The following is a 20,602-nucleotide window of genomic DNA, read 5'->3' as shown; positions in this document are numbered from 1 at the left end:
TTGTAGCCAAAACGGCGAATCTGGGCCTCGTCGTCACGCCAGCCGGCCTTTACCTTCACATCCAGCTCCAAAAAGACCTGCGTGCCAAAGATGCGCTCAAGATCGCGACGGGCGTCGATGCCGATATGCTTGATCATCTCGCCGCCCTTACCGATGATGATGCCCTTTTGGCCCTCGCGCTCGACGTAAATGGTGGCATGCACGCGCAGCACCTTCTTGGTCTGCTCGAGCGCATCGCAGATTACGCCAACGGAGTGCGGAATCTCATCACGGGTGCGGCGCAAGACCTTCTCGCGCACAAACTCGGCAACGAGCGTCTCGTCGGAAGCGTCGGTACCCATGTCCTCGGGGAACCAACGCGGGCCCTCGGGCAAAAAGTGCGCAACGGTCTCGATGAAGGCATCGACGTTAAAGTTCTTGACCGACGACGTCACGATCTCATCGTCATATTCCATGAGCTCGTGGGCGGCCTTAAGCTGCTCCATGACCTGTGCGGGATCGGCCTCATCGGCCTTGGTGAGCACCAGGACCTTCTTGGAACGGGCGCATCTAACGCGCTCGGCAACCCAGGCGTCTCCCCTGCCGATCGGTTTGGTGGCATCAATCAAAAACGCGACGACATCGACATCGTTCAGCTCGAACAGCGCGCTCTTGTTGAGCTCGGACCCCAGGCCGTCCTTGGGTTTGTGAATACCCGGGGTATCGACAAAAACCAGCTGGTAACCGGGGCGATTGACGACGGCGCGCATGCGACGGCGGGTCGTCTGGGCCACCGGCGAGGTGATGGCGACCTTTTTGCCATAGCAGGCGTTGAGCAGCGTGGACTTACCGGCGTTGGGGCGACCGACCAGGGCCACGAAGCCGCTGCGGAAACCGGGCTCAACGTCGCCAAAGCCCGCGAGGCTGTCGTCCTCGTCGCACAGGGCGTCGAGCTCCTCGTCACTCATGCCCTCAAACGGGTCGAACTCCTCGACCTCGCAAGCCTCAGTCGCTTCGGCATCCACAGCATCCAGGGGCTCGTCGTCCAGCGTTTCATCGATAGGCTGCATATTGTCGGACATGAAGATCCCTTTCTAAATAAAGCCGAGCGCGTGGGCAAATACCAACAAGCCCACAATCGCGGCGGTGATGGAAAGAACGTATACGGAGGCGGCGGCGATATCCTTTGCACGCTTTGCCAGCGGATGGAACTCCTGGGTCGCCAAATCGACAATCGCCTCCATGGCGGTGTTGCACAGCTCGCCGTGAATCACCAGGCCGCAGCAAATGATAATCGTAGCCCACTCGGCAATGTCGAGCCCCACGATGCAGCCGGCAATGACAGTGCACACACCCGCCACGAGCATGACCTTAATGTTACGCTCGGTCTTGACGGCGGTAACGAAGCCCTCCATGGCGTAGGAGAACGACTTTAAAAAGGACGGATGGTCCTTGTTCGATCCGGGAATCATAGACGGCTCCTAGTCGTGGGCATGGTTGGTGATGGGGCCGACGTGAACCAGCTTGGGGTCCTCGCCGCGCTCGAGCGCCAGATCGCGCAGGATGGCGTCCTCGCGGGCCTCCATGACCTCGGCCTCGTCGTCCACGATATGATCGTAGCCCAGTAAATGCAACATGCCATGCACGAGCATCAGGCGGCACTCATCGGCAGGGCTATTGTCAAAGCCGGGGGCCTGACGGGCAATGACCTGCGGGGCCAAGATGATATCGCCGAGCTCGAGCGTCTCGTCGGCTGGGATATCCTCGTCAAAGGCCGAGTCGCATTCAAACGAGAGGACATCGGTGGTACGGTCGATACCGCGCCACTCGTGGTTGAGCTCGTGCATCTCATCCTCATCGACATACGAAAGGGAAATCTCGACTTTTCGCTCAACGCCCTCGGCAGCAAGCACGACCTCGCAGATGTGCTCTACCTCCTGCGCGTCAAGCAGCGTATCGAGCTCGGCATCGTTGCTGATCAATACACTCAACGGGACTCCTTTCGGTCGCGCACGCGTTTCTCGCGCACGTCATCATAAGCATCATATGCCTCGACGATTCGCCCCACCAAGGCGTGACGCACCACGTCGGCACGCTCGAGGTGCGAAAACGCGACATCGTCGACACGACCCAAAATCTGCTCAACGTCGGCAAGACCGCCGCGACGACCTACCAAGTCACGCTGGCTCAGGTCACCGGTAATCACAAACTTGGAGTTAAAGCCCAAGCGCGTCAGGAACATCTTCATCTGCTCGGGCGTGGTATTTTGAGCCTCGTCGAGCACCACGAAGGCATCGCTCAGCGTACGACCGCGCATGTAGGCAAGCGGGGCGATCTCGATCACGCCACGCTCCATAAGCTCATCGGTGCGCTCGCGATCCATCATGTCAAAAAGGGCGTCGTAGAGCGGACGCATGTAGGGATCGATCTTTTCCTCGAGGGTACCGGGCAAAAAGCCCAAGTTCTCCCCCGCCTCGACAACCGGACGCGTCAAGATCAGACGGCCCACCTCGTGACGCTTGAGCGCGGCAACGGCAAGTGCCATGGCCAGATAGGTCTTACCGGTACCGGCAGGACCCAAGCCAAACGTGATGGTATGCGAGCGAATGGCATCCACATAGCGCTTTTGACCGAGCGTCTTGGGGCGAATGGCACGACCGCGATACGAAAGCAGCACATCATCGCGAAGCGACGTAGCCCCGTACTCACCGTCGCGCAAGACGGCCAGGCAGCGAGAGACATCATCGACAGACAGCGTCCGTCCGGCGGCAGCCTCGCGAAAAGCATGCTCGAAAAAGCGCGCCACGAGCTCGACCTCGTCCGGGTCACCGCACACGGCGATACTGTCGCCACGGGCGACCACGTGGGCGCGAACCAAGCTCTCGAGCGCACGAAGGACGCCGTCGCCGGCACCCAAAACGCGCGAGGGATCAATTCCATCGGGAACGGTAAGTCTAATCTTCGAGGCTTCCATGAACCTCCCTGCGTGCATGGACCAAGCCGGAATCATCGACTCCGATGATAGCAACATCGAGCAGGCACGGGGCTGTGAGTCCGCAGGTATCGTCAAGACGGGCATGATGGAACGAACCGAGCGTCAGGTTGTCGCCATACTCGAGCACGGCACGCTCGACGGTGCCCACGCGACGGCGGGCGTCGGCAATGGCGAGTTCCTGCGCCGCGGCTCGCATACGACGGCTGCGCTCAGCCATAACCTCGGGCGGCACCTGGTCGGGCATGTCGGCAGCAAGGGTACCGGGACGCTTGCTATAGCGGAAGACATGCATGCGCGAAAAGCCCACGCGACGGCACAACGCCAGCGACTCCTCAAATTCCTCGTCCGTCTCGCCGGGAAAACCGACGATGACGTCGCACGAAAGGGACGCCTGAGGCAAGTTGGCGCGGATCATACGCACCGTCTCCTCAAATGCCTCGGCGCTATAGGGACGGCCCATGCGATGCAGGGTCGCCGTGCAGCCAGACTGCACGGGCAGGTGCAAAAACGGGGCGATGCGCCGCGGATAGCGCGCCATGACCTTAAGCAGGGGCTCGGAGATATCCATGGGCTCGACCGAGGAAATGCGCACATGAGGAATAGACGTACGCTCCATGATGGCCTCGAGCAGCTCATCGATCTCGACGTGTTCGTCGGTCGCACTCTTGCCATCGTAGGCGCCCAGGTTCACGCCCGTCAGCACCACCTCGGGCACGCCGGCCTCCTGAGCCTCACGAACTTGTTCGAGCACAGACTCGACCGGCACGGAGCGCTCGGGGCCGCGGGCCTTCCACACAATGCAATAGGTGCAACGATGGTTGCAGCCGTCCTGGATCTTCACACCCAGACGCGAGCGACCGAGCGCGTCGACCACATCGCCGTCGCTACAGGCGGCCACGCTATCGGACTCAACGCCCAGCACCTCGCAGACGCGTTCGGCGACATCGATCTTAGACGGCTCCGCGATCACGCGGTCCGAAAGCTCCAGAAGCTCCTCGGGGTGCAAATTGACAACGCACCCGGTCACGACCACATAGGGCTCTTTTGGATGAGCCAGCGCATGGCGGACGGCCTTACGGGTCTTGGCCTCGGCCTCACCCGTAACGGCACAGGTGTTAATGACGATCAGCTCCGCATCCTGAGGCTCCACCATTGCAAAACCCAGGCGCATAAGATCGGCAGTGATACGGTCGGACTCAACCCGGTTGACACGGCAGCCGAGGTTGACAACAGAGATATGAGGTGCGAGCACGCGGGCTCCTTAATCGAGGATGTCGTCGAGAGCGCTCTTAATGCGATCGGTCACCGATTTCTTGCCGGAAGCGACATCGTCGCCCGACTCGGCGGCGAAAGCCTCGAGCAGCTCGCGCTGCTTGGCGGAAAGGTTCGTGGGGACGAGCACGCGCAGCTGAACGATCAAGCGTCCACGCGAGCCGCCACCGCCGATGCGGGGCATACCGTAGTTGTTGACACTCACGGTGTCGCCGTACTGCGTACCGGCGGGGACGCACACCTTGACGACCTCGTCGGGCAAAATGCCCTCAACCTTAATCTCGCAGCCGAGTGCAGCCTGCGCAATCGAGATATCGCTCACGAGGTACAGGTCGTCGCCGTTGCGTTTAAAACGCTCGTGATCGGCGACGCGCACGTTGACGATCAGGTCGCCCGAGGGCTCACCACGAAGGCCTGCCTCGCCAAAGCCGCTCACGCGCAGCTGGCGACCGGTCGAGACGCCGGCAGGGATATCGATGTCGATCTTTTCATGCGAAGGCGTGCGGCCCTGACCGTCGCAGGTCTCGCAGGGATGGTCGATGACCGTGCCTTCGCCATGGCAGTCGGGGCAGGGCGAAGAGGACTGAACCTGACCCAGGAACGAGCGCTGGACCGTCGTGACATAGCCCGTGCCGTGGCAACGGCTGCACTGCTTTTCGGCCGCACCCTCCGCCCTACCAGTGCCATTGCAATCATCACAGGGGGCAAGGCGGTCATAGCTGATCGTCTTTTTGCAACCGAGCGCCGCCTCCTCAAGGGTCACCGAAAGGGAGATGGCCATATCGCGGCCGCGACGACGCTCGCGGCGATTTCGGGCGCCACCGCCGGCACCGCCGCCAAAGAACGACGAAAAGAGGTCGTCCATGCCCATGCCGCCAAAGATATCGTTAATGTCGACATAGCCGGAGCCACCGGGGCCGTCGGGCGAACCGTAGCGATCGTAGTTTGCACGCTTCTGCTCGTCGGAAAGAACGGAATATGCCTCGTTGAGCTCTTTGAACTTGGCCTCGGCATCGGGGTCGTCCGAAACGTCCGGGTGTACGATACGGGCCTTCTTTAGAAACGCGCGCTTAATCGTCCGCGCGTCGGCATCCTTGTCGACGCCAAGTACCTCGTAGTAATCCCTATTTTCCGACACGACCGAATCCTTCCGACTTTCATTATTGTCACAGTGCGTCCTATACCCAAGCTGGGCCGACCGCAAACAAGGGGTTTGATGTTATTGCATTGCGTAGGGCGAAAGCATGGCACGTTGCGAGCAGCTCGCAAACCAAACCGACACGAGCGCGAACATAAATCCGTTGGCAAAACCGTTGGCAAACTGCATCGCGCCGCGCTTCCACCACAGCAGGCTGCGGTGAAGCACGCCGTCCGAGAGCACCATGAACAAGCCCATGGCAAACGGAACAAAGCACATCATGGCAAAGGCCGAGAACACGCCCGAGATGGCCGAAAGCACCAAAAAAGGCGCCACGATGCCCATCAGGTAAAAACCGGTACGAGCCTTGCCCTCCAGGCGTTCGGCCTCGACATGGGCGCGCCCGACCAAATCGCCGCCCGAGGCACCGTTGGTGCCGGCGTGACCCATGCCGTCAATATGGATCTCGTCACCATCATGCGTGCCGGCAGGAAACTCAATCGTCTGCTCGGAGGTCACACGGGTCCGCCCGCTGCCACCGCAATCGGGGCAGGGGTCGGCGACGACCTTACCGGAACCGCCGCACTCGGGGCAGACCGACTGGAACGTGCCGGCACCAAACAGGAAGGACAGGTCGACGTCGATGTGGCCGCGACCGCCGCAGCTCGGACAGGTATGTGCATGCTCGGACGAGACAGAGCCCGAGCCTCCGCAATGACCACAGGTATCGAAGCGGGTATAGCGGACGGTCTTGCGGGCACCGCCCTTGGCCTCCTTGGCGTCGAGCTTAATATCGACGACCACGTTGGCGCCGTTCTCGGGATTATAGGCAGCCTGGCTGCGACGCTGCTGGCCCCAGGCGCCACCAAAGGGAAAGCCGCCCTCAAAGGGATTGCCATAGCCTGCGCTGCCGGCGTAGCCGCCGCCATAGGGCGAAGCAGAAGGAGCGCCGGCGAAGGGATTGCCCGAGCGCATGGCATCATAGCGCGCGCGCTTCTGCTCGTCCGAAAGCACGGCATAGGCCTCGGAAACCTCTTTAAACTTTTCCTCGGCATCCGGCTCTTTGTTGACGTCCGGATGGAGCTTGCGGGCCTTTTGCTGAAAGGCCTTCTGGATATCACGCGAGGTGGCGTCCTTGGAGACACCCAAGATCTCGTAGTAATCTTTTTCGTTCATCGTCGCCATGCGCGGCAACCTCCTGCTCACAGCAGCGTATATATTGCGGTAATTCTACCCGAGCGGCCTAAGCTAGACCCCAAAACAGCTCGAACAGCATATTTCCATCGAGCCAGCCCAAGTGGGTGGGCGCTAAACGGGCGCGGGCGCGACCTGCTACAACATCTTTTGAGGTGATGCGCCCCGCATGCCCCTCGACATCAATGGGTACCCAGGTGGCAAGGCCCAACTCGAGCGCACGGTCACAGGACGCCGCCAGCTCGTCTGCAGGAATCACGCTTGCCGAGCGAACCAACAGGTCGGGCCCAATGCCACGCGTCATGCGACAGGCAAGCATCAAATCCTCCGCCGCCGCCTCGCGCCGTGACAGATACTCGGCATCAAACGTCGTCGCGGCATCGTCGCGTTGCACCAAGCGCACGCGATAAGCATCGCCGCGAGCGGGCACGTCGGGATAAAGCCCGGCCAAGCGATCGAAATCCTCAGCGTCGAGCATACCGGCGGCAGAGCGACCCAGGCCCAGATAGCCCCGTCCGGTCCAATAGGCGATGTTATGCGAGCACTCATGATCGTCGAGTGCATAGCTTGCCACCTCATACGGGTGATAGCCGGCCGCACCCAGACGCTCACGCGCCGCTTCCATGCACGCAGCCTGAAAATCCTCGTCGGGCTCGAGCGACTCGTCGCAGAACGCCATGCGGTAGAGCGGCGTGCCTTCCTCGAGCGTGAGCGGGTACACCGACACATGATGCGGCGCCGCTGTCAACATGCCATCGAGCGTGCGCTTCCAACTCGCTGCGGTCTGCCCGGGAAGGCCGCACATAAGGTCGCACGACACATCGAGTCCAGCGTCCTTAACCGTCGTGATGGCAGCGAGCGCCCGATCGGCATCGTGAATACGGCCGATGGCGGTAAGTTCGGCATTATCGAGCGTTTGCACACCCAGAGAGACACGTGTGACACCAACCTTGGTAAGCGCAGCGGCAAGCTCGGCGGTCAGCGACTCAGGATTAGCTTCGCAGGTAAACTCAACGGGCTTGCACCACATGCAAATACGCCGGGCAAGCTCCACCAGACGCTCTCCCGCCAGCGACGGTGTGCCGCCGCCAACATAGACGGTGCGGACTTGCGCAAGCGCCCCGGTGTCTCCAAAGGCATCTAGGCGCGTATACAGCTGCTCAAAATAGGCATCGAGCGCAGCGCTCAGGTCGCACGGAGCAAAGCTGCGTGAGTCAAAGTCGCAGTACCGACACTTTTGAGCGCAAAACGGCACATGCACGTACAGCGCGGTAACGGCCACCGTTAGGCCTCCAGCGGATGAGCGGGCACCGACTCGCCAGCGGCAAGTGCGGCCTCGCAGGCCACCACATCGTGCTCGATATCATCGACCAATGCCATGAACTCCTCATATGTGGAGCAACGCACCACCTGGGCACGCCAGGCGGCAGCATGGGGCATGCCCTTTAGATACCAGCTTGCATACGTACGGGCACGAGACATGAGCGGCAGAAGCTCATGCGTCAGCGTGAGATGCTCGCGCAGGGCGTCCAGGCGCTCGACAGAGCTGCGCACCGGCACCTGTACGCCATTGAGCGCAAGGGCGCGAGCATCACCAAAGACCCAGGGATTACCGTAGATACCGCGTGCGATAAACACCGCGCTGGCACCCGAGTTGCGCAGATGCTCCGCGGCATCCTCGGCCGAGAACACGTCGCCCGAACCGATAACGGGAATCTCGACGGCATCGGCCACCTCATCGACGACCGACCAATCGGCCTGACCCGTATAGAGCTGCGTGGCACAGCGACCATGCACCGCCACAGCAGCGGCGCCCGCCCCCTCGAGCATCTGGGCAAACGTCGCGGCATTGCGATCTTCGGCGTAAAAGCCTTTGCGGATCTTAACGGTCACGGGCACGTGCGCCGCGCCCACCGCCGCCTCGACGATCTTTTCGGCCAGCTCGGGCGTGCGCATGAGCGCCGAGCCCTCGCCTTTGGTGACGACCTTGCGAGCCGGGCAGGCCATGTTGATATCGATCAGCGACAGGCGATCGCCCACACGCTCCTCGACGGCAGCGACGGCACTCGCAAATTGATCGGGCTTGGAGCCAAAGAGCTGTACGCAGATCTGCCGCTCCTCGTCTGCCGGCAGCACCAGGCGCCACGTCTTATTGCTGGCATAGGCAAGGCCCGCCACGCTCACCATCTCGCTATAGGCAAGATTGGCGCCGCGGCGTCGGCACATGATGCGATAGGCGGGATCGGTCACGCCGGCCATGGGAGCCATAAGGAACGGCTGCTCGGCATAGGCACCCAGCAGCCGCGTACTGTATTCAGAAAGCGCCATGGAACTACTCGTCCACCTTGAGGATCGCCATAAAGGCCTCTTGCGGGACCTCGACCGAACCGATGGCCTTCATGCGCTTCTTGCCCTCTTTCTGCTTCTCGAGCAGCTTGCGCTTACGCGAGATATCGCCGCCATAGCACTTGGCCAAAACGTCCTTGCGGCGCGCCTTGACGGTCGAGCGGGCAATGATCTTGTTGCCGATGGCACCCTGAATGGGCACCTCGAACAGCTGGCGCGGAATAATTTCCTTAAGCTTGTCGCACAACCCGCGGGCCAGGCCATAGGCCTTGTCCTTGTGCACGATAAACGAAAGCGCGTCCACCTCGTCGCCCGAAAGCAGGATATCGAGCTTGACGAGCTCGGAGGGACGATACTCGTTGAACTCATAGTCGAGCGACGCATAGCCCTTGGTGCGGCTCTTGAGCTGGTCAAAGAAGTCAAGGATGAGTTCGGCGAGCGGCATGTCGAAGCGCATCTCGACCGATTTGCTCGTGAGGTGGATCATGTCGGTCGTAATGCCGCGGTGCTCGATAGCGAGCTGCATGACGGCTCCCGTATACTCGGGCGGGCAGATAATCTTGGCCTTGAGGTAGGGCTCCTCAATGCGCTCGATGCGCGTAGCCTCGGGCAGATCCTGCGGGCTGCGGACATCAATCATCGCGCCGTCGGTCTTGTAGACGTGGTAGTCCACCGAAGGGCTCGTGGCGATGAGGTCCAGGTTGAACTCGCGCTCCAGACGCTCCTTGACGACCTCCATATGCAGCAGGCCCAAGAAGCCAACGCGGAAGCCAAAGCCGAGCGCCACCGAGGTCTCGGGCTCCCACACCAACGACGGGTCGTTGACATGCAGCTTATCGAGAGCGTCACGCAGGTTCTCGTAATCCTTGTTGTCGATCGGGAACAAGCCCGTATAGACCATGGGCTTGGCCTCACGGTAACCGGGAAGCGGCTCAGGGCAGGGATTCGACGCCCACGTGAGGGTATCGCCCACGCGAACGGCCTCAGGGTCCTTCAGGCCCGTGACCACGTAGCCCACCTCACCGACCGTCAGCGCGTCGACCGGAGTCTCGGCGGGACGCTTGACGCCCACGCCATCGACCAAAAAGTCGCCCTCGGCCTGCATCATGCGCAGGGTATCGCCCTTCTTGATGGAGCCGTCAAAGACGCGGACCGTGGCGACGACACCGCGGTACTCGTCAAAATACGAATCCAGGATGAGCGCCTTGAGCGGCGCCGTCGCATCGCCCTTGGGCGGTGAGATCAAAAAGACGATGGACTCCAGCAGATCATGGATGCCCTCGCCGGTCTTGCCCGATACGCATACGGCATCGTCGGCAGGAATCGCAAGGTCATCCTCGATCTCGGTCTTAACCTCGTCGGGGTGTGCCGACGGCAAGTCGATCTTGTTGATAGCGGGCACGATATCCAGGTTGGCGTTCATGGCGAGCGTCGCGTTGGAGACGGTCTGCGCCTCAACGCCCTGCGTGGCGTCGACGACGAGCACCGCACCCTCGCAAGCGGCAAGCGAACGCGAGACCTCGTAGGTGAAGTCCACGTGGCCCGGCGTATCGATCAGGTTGAACTGATACGTCTCGCCATCGTCGGCGTCATAGGAAACGCGAACGGCATTGGACTTGATCGTGATGCCGCGCTCGCGCTCGATATCCATGGTGTCGAGCAGCTGCGATTCCATGTCGCGCTCGTCGACGGTATGGGTGAGCTCGAGGATGCGATCACTGATCGTGGACTTGCCATGGTCGATGTGCGCAACGATCGAGAAGTTGCGGATGTGGGAAATGTCAATTGAAGTATTCATGCGGACTATCTTACCCGAGCGGTACAAAAAATGGAGCCTGTTCCATAAAACAGGCTCCATTTATGCGCGTAATCTGTGTGGTGTGAAATTTACAACTTAGGCGTTGATGCTGTTCACGAGCTTGGCAAGACCGGACTTGCGGTTGGAAGCCTGGTTCTTGTGGATAACATGCTTGGCGGCAGCCATGTCGAGACGCTTGGTGACGGTCTTGAGGGCAGCCTGGGCCTTCTCGGCGTCGCCCTCGGCGACGGCGGACTGGACGTGCTTGGTCAGCGTCTTGAGCTCGGACTTGACAGCCTTGTTACGCATGCGAGCTGCCTCATTGGTGCGGATACGCTTCTTCTGAGACTTGATGTTTGCCACTTCTGGAGTTCCTTTCGAGTTCCTTGCAAAAAATGTATGACACCTCTGAGACACGGTGAGGTCATGCAAGCGCCTACTATAGCACGCTCCCCCTCAAAGGGATAGAACGAATTTGTCAAATAGACAGGTATCATCACGATTTTCTCAAGATGTTCGTAATCCAGAGCAAAAGCGCGTTCTGAGAATCGGCCGAACCCTTAAGAGCGAGCTCAACATCGACCGCGCCCTCGAGCGCCGCGACGAGCTCCGCCATCGAAAAGCGGCGTGCCCAGGTCAGGTGATTCTTAACCTGCCAGGGTTGAAGCTTGAGCGTCGCGGCAAGCTCGCGACCCTGCCCACGCGCATCGAGCGCCTTGGCGACGATAAGCTCGCGAATGCGTCCGCACAGCAGCGTGTAGGTCCACACATAGCTCTTGGCGGGTAGCAGCCCAAAGAGCTCAAGCGAGCGGCGCATATCACGAGCCGAGACAGCGTTGAGAAAATCCCAGGGCTGAACTTCGGCCGTGCGCACGATCCAGCGTTCCACATCGGCAAGCTCAATTTGCGGCGCATCGACCATCTGGGCAAGCTTGGCCAAGTCGTTATCGAGCATGCGAGTGTTTTCACCCGAACGCGAGACGAGTTCCTCGGCGGCCGCCGTCGAGATCGACTTGCCGTGCTGCGTCGCCATCTGCTGCACGCGGCGCGGTAGCTCCCAGCGCTTGGTGCCGGAGCAATCGATCACGGCCTTCTTGTCGATCTTGGCGATCGCCTTATACAGGCGCGTGTTCTTGGCAAGCGAGTCGGCGATGATGAGACAGACCGTTGTGGGGCTTGGACTCGCTAAATACTCGACAAGCGGCTCCGAGACCGCCTTGGCGAGCTTTGAGCAGCCGTCAAGGATTACCAAGCGAAACTCGCTGCCCATGGGAAAAGTGTTGAGCGATCCGATAATGGACTCGATATCGGGGTCCTTGGTCATGTCGCGCTCGTCGAGGTTGAACTCGACCATACCCGACTTTTCCAGACGTGCTTTCATACGCGAGACGGCGTGGTCGCGCTTGACTCCGTCGGTACCGACGATCAGATATGCCGGCAGCAGACCGGTTTCAGACATCGCGCCCCCTCCCGCAGGCTCTCCTGTTCGTACCGTGCCATTCTATCCCACGGGTTGGTCCCGCGCCAACGGCAGCATCACGGTCGCTGACATCGCATGGCAAAACCGGCCGCAGTCGGCGAGACGGTAATGTCGCCTCTCTCGATAGTGCATGCGAACGCGCCGCCCGCATCGCTAACGGCATCGATGCAGGCATCGGATGGATGGCCGTAGCGGTTGCCCTCGCCCGCGCTCGCAATAGAGAGCTCGGGCTTAAGGGTTTCCAGCAGGTCTGTATCGACAGAATCTTTTGAGCCGTGATGCCCCAGCTTGAGCACATCGATATCACCCACCTCCTGTACAAACTCGCACTCCTGATCGAGCTCGGCATCACCGGTGAGGAGCATACGCAGGCTTTTGCCTTCCTGAGCATAGGAGAGCAGCAAGACAAGCGAGTCCTCATTGCCCTCACCGTCAACCGTATCAAACGGCCACATCACACGAGCCCGAAATGCGCCGATATCGACTGTGTCTCCGCGAGCCACCTGCCGATACGTGACGCTTGGGCGATTCAGAACCTCAGCAGGCGCGCTGCCCAGCGCATCCGCCGCAACCGCAATGGTTCCTACCGAAAACCGATCGAGTACGTCGGGAAGACCGCCCCAATGGTCTTCATCCCAATGCGTCACGAAGACGGCGTCGATATGGTGGACGTTATTGCGAACCAACGCCGACACCACGCGCGCGTCGAGCCCACAGTCGACGAGCGCCACGGCGCCACCCTGACGAACCAGAATCGCATCGGCCTGGCCAACATCAAGGACTGTCACCGAAGGCGGCGCACATCGATCCCAATAGACATACGGAACGCCCGCTGCAAGCATCAAACACAGCAGCCCCACCGCCATGGGCCGCGCGCTGGGGCGTGGCCACAAAACCAAGAGGACCACCAGCGAAAAAGGCACCACGTATACCAAGGGCGTATCGGGCGGCACGCTTACGGATGCGCCCGGAACGGCAGCAAAGAGCTGCTCAAAGAACAGGGCACAGCGAGCGATAGCCATGGGCACCACAAGCGCCCCGTGGCGCAAGAGCGGCACAAGCGAGCAAGGCACCAGCACAACCGAAGATGCGAGCAGAACGCTTATCACCGGACCGATCACGGCATTGGCAAGCGGGGCAATGAGCGAAAACATCCCAAATGCGGGAATGGTTACGGGAAGTGTCGCGATCTGCGAGCACAGCGTGACGGACAAAATACTGGCAACCCCCGATGGCACGCTCAGCTCGCCCAAGGCGTAGGTAGCGTAGGGGCAAAAACAAAGGATGGCAAAAACACTGGCGCACGATAGCTGAAAACCCATCTCGAACAATACTGTCGGCCGCAGCAACATAAAGATTGTCATGGTCAAAAATAGAGCCGAAAGGCCATGCCGACGACGTCCGGCGCCGTTGACGATAAGCGTCACCGCCACCATACAGCACGCGCGCACGGCCGAGGGCGAAGCGCCCGTAAAGACGGCATAGGCAGCGAGGGCCAGCACCAACAGCCCTCTCTGCAGCCCACGAGAGAGGCGAGTCTTTTGCAGGGCGCTCTCAATCACAAACCCAACGATGGCAAGATGGCTGCCCGAGACGGCGATAAGATGTGCGGTGCCCGTTACCGAAAACAAATCGCCCGCCGGCTGAGCACGCAGCTCGGAGGAGCGTCCGCAGACAACGCCGGCAATGAGCGAGCGCGCCGGATCGGTCTCGGGCGCGATAGTGGCAAGGAGCTCGTTTCGCAGCCAGGGCAACGGCCCCGGAAAGCCTTCGTCAACCGATACCAACCGGATGACCTTAACTTTTCGAAGCTCGCCCCGAAGCACGCGCGAGCGCCCATACGCATCATTCTCAAAACGCGAAATTCGACCGATAGCATGCACATGCGAACCGGCGCCGAGATCACGGTCACACGACAGCCGTATCTCGCCCAAGCGCTTTCCACCCGCATATGAATCACAGGTATAGGAGTACGTCCCGTCATTGATGGATGGGTCACCCTGTACAACAAACTCGAGACTGCTCGCAGCTCGATTATCCAGTGCCGTCGAAGCACGCAGCGCCCCTATCGCCCAACCCGCGGACACGACCGCTCCCGCCAGGAGGCCGAGGGCCGCGGCATACAGCCATCGCCTCCACCGCACAAGACGCATACAAAACCGAGCCAATACGATGCACGCGGCAGCCGCAACGGGAATGGCCATAAGCAATGTGACGGGCGCTGCCCGCTCTCCCAGCAGCAAATCGGCTGCCACGTTAAGCACCAGGCCGCAGCTCGCACACAAGCCAGAACAAAGGGCCATCGTCCACGGCATCAGGGGCCGCGGCGGCATCACATGCTCGCACTCGGACACACTCATACGCAGATGCAATCTTTAATTTTGGCGAGCTTTTTCTCACCGATCCCCGATACGCGCATGAGGTCATCGACCGAGGCAAAGGCCCCGTTTTGAGTCCGCTCATCGATAATCGACTGGGCCGTAGAAGGCCCGATGCCCGAAAGCGTCTGCAGTTCCGCCGCACTTGCCGTATTGATATTCACAAGCCCCGACGAAGACCCCGCACCAGCAGTCATGGCAGCACCGCTATCGACCCCGCCGACCGCCGCAGCCGCTTGTTGCTCCCCCACCATCGGAACATAGATCTTTTGACCATCTGTGATCTTGGACGCACGATTAAGCCCTGTCACATCCGCCTCAGCCGTAAGCCCACCGGCGGCATCGATCGCTTGGGACACCCGCGCTCCGTCTTTGAGCCGGTACACGCCAGGCCTCGCAACGGCGCCATCGACATCGACGTACACCTCAGCAGCAGAAGAACTCTTGGCAGACGACTCATCGGCATCATCAGGTAACCCATCCCCGGCCCCGCGCACATCCGAGGCGCCCGCCTCATCACCACGCTCAAACGACACGCCGCTGGAGCGGCTACCAAAACTTGCCATCGCCAAGCCGCTCGCGGCGGCAATGACAATCAGAATCGCCACGACCATCGCCTTATGGCCGAGCAGCTTTTCTGCCCAGCGGTCCATCCGTTTAACCCGTTCGTGTTGCTCGCGTTGCGCCATAGCAAACACCTCCCAACACCATCGTGTCAGGAAACGAGCGCCGTAGCCTCCGCACGCCCACACCGGTTATCGAAGTCAAACCAAAAGCTGACCAAAACCTTGCAGGATAGTGTCCATTTATTCAGATACACGTCGACAAATGAACCGTTTATCGCCTAATGACCAGGCAGATTAAGACCGACGATGCAAATGCACCGCCGGTCTATACACAACATTATTCGTGATCTTGGTAAATCTCACGTGGAGCAAGCTGAGGATGTTTACGTTTTAAGGTCTTAGGGGCCCTGTACGTGTTGCTCTCGAAGTCGATGTACTCGGTCTGTTTGAGCAAGCGCTCAATCATCTCCTCGTGATCGAACAGCTCCCACGCCTCATGCACGGCATCGAGTTTTGCGTGCGTCTCGGGGCGGCGCGGCATAAAGAGCGTGCAGCAATCGGGAGCAGCCTCGGTCGAGATATCGAAGGTGCCGATTTCCTCGGCACGCGCGATGATCTCCTGCTTGTCCGAACCGATCAGCGGGCGGAACACGGGGATCTTGACGGCCTCGTTGACGGCCATAATGTTCTCGAGCGTCTGGGAGGCAACCTGACCGAGCGATTCACCGGTCACGATAGCCTTGGCGCCCTCGATATGCGCAATGCGCTCGGCAACCGAATACATAATGCGGCGATACATGATCACGCGCAGGTTGCTGGGGCAGGTGACGGAAATCTCACGCTGGCAATCGCCAAACGGCACCACGTACAGGCGGCCGATCTGGACGCCCGGCGCAAGCGCACGGATAATGTCCTGCACCAAATACTCGCTCGTATCGGGTGTCTGCGGACGACCGGAGAAATGTACCGGCACGCACACCGCGCCGCGACGCGCGAGCATCCAGGTCGCCACCGGAGAATCGATGCCCGACGACAGAAGCGTCACAACCTTGCCGGCGGAACCCACCGGCAGACCGCCCACGCCGCGCTCGGAGTGCGCATACACGTAAACGCTACCCTGGACCACGAGTACGTGCACCATCGCGTCGGGGTCGTGCATCTGGACCTTTTTATCAGGGAAGGCCTCGCACAGTACCTCGCCAACCTGACGATTGATATCAATCGAGGTGAGCTCGTAGTCGGTGTTAGAGCGTTTGGCATGCACCTTAAACGAATGGAAAGGACCAAACTCGCGCAGCGCCTTCACGGCGGCGGCGCAGTACTCCTGCGGGTCGCGGTTGGTGTGATATGCCAGGGACACGCGGGCAACGCCGGGGACGGTGCGAATGACACGCGCCGCCTCGTCGGCCTGATGCTCGTTAAAGGTCACGAGGATATAACCGGAAATTCGAGACACGGCATTCACGGAAAAGGCGGCCAAGGCCGCCTTGATGTTATCCATGAGGATATGCTCAAAATGTGCGCGGTTCTTGCCCTTCAGTCCAACCTCGTGATAGTGGACCAGGCAGACGCGAGCTGCCATTTAGGCTTCAGCAACCTTGTGGCCGAGCGCCTTCTTGTAACGAGCCTCGTCGTAGGAGATATCGCCGTCGACAATCTCGTCCATAGCCATCGAGATGGTATCGGCGCCGGAGAGGCCAATGGTAATGTCATCGACATCCTGAACGGCAAGCACGCGGTTGTGCTGGCCGCGCAGCATGCTGTTAATGTCGCAGGCGCGCTTGGAGGCAAGCGAGGCGAGCAGGAAGCGGTTGTGATCGGTCTTCTCCAGAAGATCGTCAATACAAGGCTTTACAACGGACACGGACCTCAGATCCTTTCATGCATATCGAGAACGCGAACGAGCTCATCGGTCGCGCGGTCGAGATCGTCATTCACCACGACGTCGTCGTAGCGGTCGGCAAGGGCAAGTTCATCGGCGGCGTTTGCCATGCGCAGCTCGATCGTCTCGGGCGTCTCGGTACCGCGACCGACCAGGCGATCGCGTAACACCTCAAGCGAAGGCGGCTTGATAAAGATCAACACGGCCTCGGGGAAACGCTCCTTGACCTGCAGGGCACCCTGGACGTCAATCTCCAAGATCAGAGACGAACCAGAGGCGAGCTTGGATGCGACCTCGCTCACCAACGTACCGTAGCAGTTACCGTGGACCTCGGCCCACTCAACAAACTCACCGTTTGCCACGCGGCGGTCGAACTCCTCGCGCGTCAGGAAAAAGTAGTTGACGCCGTCGACCTCACCTTTACGTGGCGCTCGCGTGGTAGCCGAAACCGTCAGGCCCAGGTTCGAGCGGCGCTCGCGCACACGAGTGACGAGCGTGCCCTTGCCTGCACCTGACGGTCCAGAAATCACAAAGAGCTTTGAATCCTGAGCGCTCACTTATTTGGTCAGCTGCTCGAGGAGCTGCTCGCGCTGACGGACGCCGAGGCCCTGGACGCGACGGGTAGCGGAGATGCCGAGCTCCTCCATGATCTTGGCGGCCTTGGCCTTGCCATAACCGGGCAGAGACTCGATGAGGGTGGAAACCTTCATGCGGGAAGCGATGGGGTCATCAGAGTTGAGCACGGACTCGAGAGACTTCTCGCCCTTCTTGATCTGCTCGCGAAGCTCAGCGCGGGCGTGACGTGCGGCGGCAGCCTTCTCAAGAGCCTGCTTACGCTGCTCGTCGGTAAGCTGAGGGAGTGCCATTCGAACCTCCAAATAGTTGGGTTATATCTGATGCAATAATTGGTATTTTAGCACGTCAAACGCACTAAATGCCCAATCGACGGCTCCATAGGTTAGACGATACCTGCGAAAAGTGCAATATACGGAGGTCAAAGTTGAGCCCCTGACCTGTGATTCCACACAAAGGATGGGAAAGTTTTCGCAGGCACAAGGGCTAATTTGTGCTAATAAGACCCAAAAGTGGTGACTTGAGGGAATCTTTTACGCGACGTTTTCGACCAGCTCGGCGACGATGGCGTCAAAGGCCGCAACCGGATCGTCGGAGCCGGTAATAGGACGGCCCACCACGATGTGGCTCGCACCGCGCTCGATAGCCTGGGAAGGTGTCGCCACACGGGATTGATCGCCCAGGGCGGCACCCACCGGACGCACACCCGGAGTCACGATCAGCGCGTCGGGGCCGAGTAGCTCACGCATGTCGTGAGCCTCCATCGGCGAGCACACGATACCGTCGATGCCGTTGGCCTGAGCGAGCTTTGCCAGGCGAGCGGCCTCCTCGGCCACGGGCGACTCGACGCCGATCTCCGCCAGCGCATCCTGATTCATGCTCGTAAGTACGGTGATGGCGACGAGCTTGGCGCGGTCCTCGCGCGCCTCCTCGGCACCCTCGCGGCAGGCAGCGAGCATGGCGCCCGAACCCAAGCCGTGGACCGAGAGCAGGTCGGCACCGGCAAGCGAGGCCGAGCGAGCGGCACCGCGCACCTGATGCGGAATGTCATGGAACTTGAGGTCGAGGAAGACCTTAAAGCCCAAATCCTTGAACGTCTTGACGATCTCGGGACCCTCGGCGTAATAGAGCGTCATGCCCACCTTGAGCCAGGCGGCATGGCCCGAAAGCTCGTGGGCGAGCTCGAGTGCACGCTCACGGTCGCAGTCGAGGGCGACGATAACACGGTCGCGGGCATCGGTCTCTAGCATTCGAACGCACCTACCAGCTCGTTGATGTCCTTTACGCCCTGGGACTCCGCCCAGGCCTCGAGCTCGTGCGCGATCTTAAGCGAAGCACACGGGTCGACGAAGTTGGCCATGCCGACCGACACGCAGGTGGCGCCGGCCAGGATAAACTCGGCCGCATCCTCGCCGGTCATGACACCACCGACACCGTTGATGGGGATATCGACGGCCTGGGCGACCTCCCAGACCATGCGCACGGCGATGTGGTGGCACAGCGGGCCCGAAAGGCCGCCCTTGGGCTTGGCCACACGGGACTTGCGGGTGTGCACGTCAATGGCCATGCCCTGGATGGAGTTGATGACCGAAAGGCCGTCGGCGCCGGCAGCCTCGAGGGCGCGGGCGATCTCGGCGACGTTGACCGGAGCCATCTTAACGAACAGCGGCTTATCGGTCACCTTGCGGCAGGCAGCCATAACGGAAGAGGCGCCCTCGGGCGTGGAGCCCATGGCGGCACCGCCGGCGGCAATGTTGGGGCAGCTCACGTTGATCTCATAGCCGGCAGCCCAGGGACACAGCTCGACATACATCTCGAGCGCGCGCACGAACTCATCAACGGAGTGACCGGCAACCTGGCAGATGACCTGGCAACCGTCCTTGGAGAGCTGCTCGAGCCACGGACCGGACTCGCGGGCGAAAGCGGCCACACCGGGGTTCTGCAGGCCCACGGAATTGATCATGCCGCCGGGGATCTCGGCCATGCGGGGTGCGGGATTGCCGGGCCAGGGCTCGGCAGCGCAACCCTTGGTGGTGATGGCACCCAGCTGGGAGACATCAAAGAAGTTCTGGAACTGCCAACCGTAGCCAAAGGTACCGGCTGCGGTGTTGATGGGGTTCTGCATCTTGACGCCGCCGAAATCGACGGACATGTTCACGGTACCCACTAGAAGACCACCACCTTGGAAGCATCAAACACGGGGCCGCACATGCAGGCACCCTTCATACCGTCGACCGTCTCGACATTGCAGGTGTTGCAGGCACCAAAGCCGCAGCTCATCATGCGCTCGAGCGACACCTCGCAGTACGCGCCGGCCTCGGCGGCAGCGGCGGCGACTTTCTTCATCATAACGGCGGGACCACAGCTGGCGACGTAGTCGTAACCGCCCTTGCCGAGCAGCTCAGCGGCAGGATCGGTGCATAAGCCGTGCGTACCCAACGAGCCGTCGTCGGTGCACACGTTGACCGTGGCTCCCAGCGCGCGGAACTCATCGACGCCCACGACCTTGGACGCGGTGCCAAAACCCAGGCACACGTCAACGGCCACGCCCTGCTCGGCAAGCATGCCAGCGAGGCACAGCACGGGCGGAACACCGATGCCGCCCGCCACGAGCAGCGCCTTCCTGGTGCCCTCGGGTACCAGCCAGCCGCGGCCGCCAGGGCCCAACAGGTTGGACTTGGAGCCGGGGCCCATCTGCGACAGACGACGGGTGTCGTCGCCCACGACGGCGTACCACAGCTCGACGGTACCGGCCTCGGCGTCAGAGCGATAGAAGCTCAAGGGCACGCGAAGCAGCGAAGAGGCATCGCCGGGCACGGCGATGTTCACAAACTGACCGGGCTTGAGCGCACTTGCAAGCTTGGGGGCCGAAATAACGAGCGAGAAGATGCCGTCGGCGATCTCCTGGTTCGAGACGACCTCGAAGTCGTGCATGCGTGCAGTGGAAGGTGTGGGCATAGACGCTCCAATCCCCCATGCAGTTGCATGGACCAAACGAACA

General features: G+C 60.9%; 21 protein-coding genes. All 21 read right to left on the bottom strand.

From position 1 onward, the window contains the following. Window positions 1–1,061, bottom strand: a 1,061-nt coding sequence (gene era / locus ACQRAJ_RS05550) for a GTPase Era (protein WP_427747938.1), incomplete at its 3' end; no start/stop codon positions are given. 12 nt (window positions 1,062–1,073) lie between these two features. Continuing rightward, entirely contained in the window at window positions 1,074–1,451 is a 378-nt protein-coding gene (locus ACQRAJ_RS05545; protein WP_427726826.1) for a diacylglycerol kinase family protein, read from the bottom strand. A gap of 9 nt (window positions 1,452–1,460) precedes the next feature. Continuing rightward, window positions 1,461–1,970, bottom strand: a complete 510-nt coding sequence (gene ybeY / locus ACQRAJ_RS05540) for an rRNA maturation RNase YbeY (RefSeq protein WP_427747937.1) — start codon at window positions 1,968–1,970, stop codon at window positions 1,461–1,463. Continuing rightward, on the bottom strand, window positions 1,967–2,953 hold the full coding sequence (locus tag ACQRAJ_RS05535) for a PhoH family protein (RefSeq protein WP_427747936.1): 987 nt from the start codon (window positions 2,951–2,953) through the stop codon (window positions 1,967–1,969). Before ACQRAJ_RS05535 ends, ybeY begins: the two co-directional genes overlap by 4 nt. Then, window positions 2,934–4,226, bottom strand: a complete 1,293-nt coding sequence (locus tag ACQRAJ_RS05530) for a MiaB/RimO family radical SAM methylthiotransferase (protein ID WP_427747935.1) — start codon at window positions 4,224–4,226, stop codon at window positions 2,934–2,936. The genes ACQRAJ_RS05535 and ACQRAJ_RS05530 overlap by 20 nt, the downstream gene beginning before the upstream one ends. A 9-nt stretch (window positions 4,227–4,235) precedes the next feature. Next, entirely contained in the window at window positions 4,236–5,384 is a 1,149-nt protein-coding gene (gene dnaJ, locus ACQRAJ_RS05525) for a molecular chaperone DnaJ (RefSeq protein ID WP_427726832.1), read from the bottom strand. 81 nt (window positions 5,385–5,465) lie between these two features. Then, window positions 5,466–6,569: a DnaJ domain-containing protein gene (locus ACQRAJ_RS05520; protein WP_427747934.1), complete on the bottom strand. Its 1,104-nt coding sequence runs from the start codon at window positions 6,567–6,569 to the stop codon at window positions 5,466–5,468. A gap of 58 nt (window positions 6,570–6,627) precedes the next feature. Further along, window positions 6,628–7,860, bottom strand: a complete 1,233-nt coding sequence (locus ACQRAJ_RS05515; RefSeq protein WP_427747933.1) for a coproporphyrinogen-III oxidase family protein — start codon at window positions 7,858–7,860, stop codon at window positions 6,628–6,630. A gap of 2 nt (window positions 7,861–7,862) precedes the next feature. Then, the gene (gene dusB / locus ACQRAJ_RS05510; RefSeq protein WP_427726838.1) at window positions 7,863–8,906 is read right to left on the bottom strand and encodes a tRNA dihydrouridine synthase DusB; all 1,044 of its coding nucleotides are present in this window, start codon (window positions 8,904–8,906) and stop codon (window positions 7,863–7,865) included. A gap of 4 nt (window positions 8,907–8,910) precedes the next feature. Continuing rightward, window positions 8,911–10,722 carry a translation elongation factor 4 gene (lepA, locus tag ACQRAJ_RS05505; protein ID WP_427726840.1) on the bottom strand — a complete coding sequence of 604 codons (1,812 nt, stop codon included), beginning with the start codon at window positions 10,720–10,722 and terminating at the stop codon, window positions 8,911–8,913. Between the two features lie 96 nt (window positions 10,723–10,818). Further along, complete coding sequence (gene rpsT, locus ACQRAJ_RS05500; protein WP_022094714.1) at window positions 10,819–11,085, bottom strand: 30S ribosomal protein S20; 267 nt, start codon at window positions 11,083–11,085, stop codon at window positions 10,819–10,821. 133 nt (window positions 11,086–11,218) lie between these two features. After that, window positions 11,219–12,181, bottom strand: a complete 963-nt coding sequence (gene holA, locus ACQRAJ_RS05495) for a DNA polymerase III subunit delta (RefSeq protein ID WP_427747932.1) — start codon at window positions 12,179–12,181, stop codon at window positions 11,219–11,221. Between the two features lie 77 nt (window positions 12,182–12,258). After that, a complete protein-coding gene (locus tag ACQRAJ_RS05490; protein WP_427747931.1) occupies window positions 12,259–14,562 on the bottom strand; it encodes a DNA internalization-related competence protein ComEC/Rec2 in 2,304 nt (767 codons plus the stop codon). Further along, window positions 14,559–15,269, bottom strand: coding sequence for a helix-hairpin-helix domain-containing protein (locus tag ACQRAJ_RS05485; RefSeq protein WP_427747930.1), 711 nt, complete (start codon window positions 15,267–15,269; stop codon window positions 14,559–14,561). The genes ACQRAJ_RS05490 and ACQRAJ_RS05485 overlap by 4 nt, the downstream gene beginning before the upstream one ends. 214 nt (window positions 15,270–15,483) lie before the next feature. Then, window positions 15,484–16,728 (bottom strand): tRNA uracil 4-sulfurtransferase ThiI, encoded by a 1,245-nt coding sequence (gene thiI, locus ACQRAJ_RS05480; protein ID WP_427747928.1) that lies wholly within the window; start codon window positions 16,726–16,728, stop codon window positions 15,484–15,486. Then, a complete protein-coding gene (locus tag ACQRAJ_RS05475) occupies window positions 16,729–17,010 on the bottom strand; it encodes a DNA-directed RNA polymerase subunit omega (RefSeq protein WP_370450597.1) in 282 nt (93 codons plus the stop codon). Window positions 17,011–17,015: 5 nt separating this feature from the next. Then, window positions 17,016–17,585, bottom strand: a complete 570-nt coding sequence (gmk, locus tag ACQRAJ_RS05470; protein WP_370450596.1) for a guanylate kinase — start codon at window positions 17,583–17,585, stop codon at window positions 17,016–17,018. Continuing rightward, complete coding sequence (gene mihF, locus ACQRAJ_RS05465; protein ID WP_006236130.1) at window positions 17,586–17,894, bottom strand: integration host factor, actinobacterial type; 309 nt, start codon at window positions 17,892–17,894, stop codon at window positions 17,586–17,588. Window positions 17,895–18,134: 240 nt separating this feature from the next. After that, on the bottom strand, window positions 18,135–18,851 hold the full coding sequence (gene pyrF, locus ACQRAJ_RS05460) for an orotidine-5'-phosphate decarboxylase (protein ID WP_427747926.1): 717 nt from the start codon (window positions 18,849–18,851) through the stop codon (window positions 18,135–18,137). Next, on the bottom strand, window positions 18,845–19,753 hold the full coding sequence (locus ACQRAJ_RS05455; RefSeq protein WP_427717595.1) for a dihydroorotate dehydrogenase: 909 nt from the start codon (window positions 19,751–19,753) through the stop codon (window positions 18,845–18,847). Before ACQRAJ_RS05455 ends, pyrF begins: the two co-directional genes overlap by 7 nt. 14 nt (window positions 19,754–19,767) lie before the next feature. Beyond that, the gene (locus tag ACQRAJ_RS05450) at window positions 19,768–20,535 is read right to left on the bottom strand and encodes a dihydroorotate dehydrogenase electron transfer subunit (RefSeq protein ID WP_154516544.1); all 768 of its coding nucleotides are present in this window, start codon (window positions 20,533–20,535) and stop codon (window positions 19,768–19,770) included. Between the last annotated feature and the right edge of the window lie 67 nt (window positions 20,536–20,602).

The organism is Collinsella sp. SGI.184 (assembly GCF_050313415.1).
Taxonomy (GTDB): domain Bacteria; phylum Actinomycetota; class Coriobacteriia; order Coriobacteriales; family Coriobacteriaceae; genus Collinsella.
This window is presented reverse-complemented; position numbering and strand designations above follow the sequence as displayed.